Source organism: Agromyces binzhouensis (assembly GCF_004135055.1).
Lineage (GTDB): Bacteria > Actinomycetota > Actinomycetes > Actinomycetales > Microbacteriaceae > Agromyces > Agromyces binzhouensis.
Window position 1 is genome coordinate 1 of record NZ_SDPL01000616.1, and the last position, 1,304, is coordinate 1,304.

At 72.4% G+C, this 1,304-nt stretch carries 1 protein-coding gene; it reads left to right on the forward strand.

The genetic code is table 11. From position 1 onward, the window contains the following. Positions 1-167: 167 nt before the first annotated feature. The coding region (locus ESO86_RS17140; RefSeq protein WP_129235982.1) for a mechanosensitive ion channel family protein at positions 168-1,304 on the forward strand (1,137 nt) is incomplete at its 3' end.

The following is a 1,304-nucleotide window of genomic DNA, read 5'->3' on the forward strand; positions in this document are numbered from 1 at the left end:
GCCCGCGACGCGACCTGACCCTGCGCCCGCGCTCCGCGACCGCGGCGCACCGCCCTCCGGCCGTCGCCCCGGCGCGGGCTGGGCATGACCCGAGAGGTCCTCGCTCGGCTTGCACGCCGCACGGGGGTCCCGCATACGCTGGGGAGCCCGACCGGAGGGAGTCCGCCATGCCCGACGCCACGACCTGGGAGACCACGCTGGTCTTCGCGATCGCGCTCGTCATCGCGGTCATCGCCACGTTCATCATCTCGGCCATCGCCTCGATCATCGTGCGGGCCGTCTCGCGCCGCCGCGACTGGGCGGGCATCCTGATCCGCCGCGCGCGGTGGCCGTTCCGGACGGTGCTCCTCGTCGCCGGCACGTGGATCTCGATCGCGCTCGCGTTCCCCGATGCGAGCTGGCGGCCCCCCGTGGACCACGCCTTCCTCATCGCGATCATCGCGGCGGGCGCCTGGCTGGTCGCGCAGCTGTTCCTGTTCCTCGCCGACATGGGCGTGAGCCGGTACCGGTTGGATGTCGCCGACAACCGGGTCGCGCGACGCGTGCACACGCAGTTCCAGATCGTGCGGCGACTCGTGGTCGTCGTCATCGTGATCCTGGCGGTGGGCGCCATCCTGCTCACCTTCCCGGGCGTGCGCGCGGTCGGTGCGAGCGTGCTCGCCTCCGCCGGAATCGCGTCGATCGTCGCCGGTCTCGCCGCGCAGTCGGTGCTCGCGAACATGTTCGCCGGGATCCAGATCGCGTTCAGCGAGGCGATCCGCGTCGACGACGTCGTGGTCGTCGAGGGCGAGTGGGGCCGCATCCGCGAGATCACCCTCACCTACGTGGTGGTCGTCACGTGGGACGAGCGGACCGTCGTACTGCCCTGCACGTACTTCACCACGAAGCCGTTCCAGAACTGGACGAAGTACGGCAGCGCCCTCGTCGGCTCGGTCGAGCTCGACGTCGACTGGCGCATCTCGACCGACGCGATGCGCGAGGAGCTCGACCGGGTCCTCGAGGGAGAGGAGCTCTTCGACGGCCGCACGAAGGTGCTGCAGGTCACCGAGGCGACCGGCGGGCTCGTGCGGGTCCGCGTACTCGTCAGCGCGGCCGACTCGGCGGCGCTGTGGGACCTCCGATGCCTGGTCCGCGAGGACCTCGTCGAGTGGATCCGAGAGCAGGACGCCGCGGCGCTCCCGCAGCAGCGCGTCCTGGTCGGCTCGGAGCCGGCGGAGCGGACCGAGGCGGACGCGGACTCGGACGAGGGTCGCGGCGGGGCGACGGATGCCGCGTCCGAGTCGCGGCGGCAGGCCGGGGAGCCG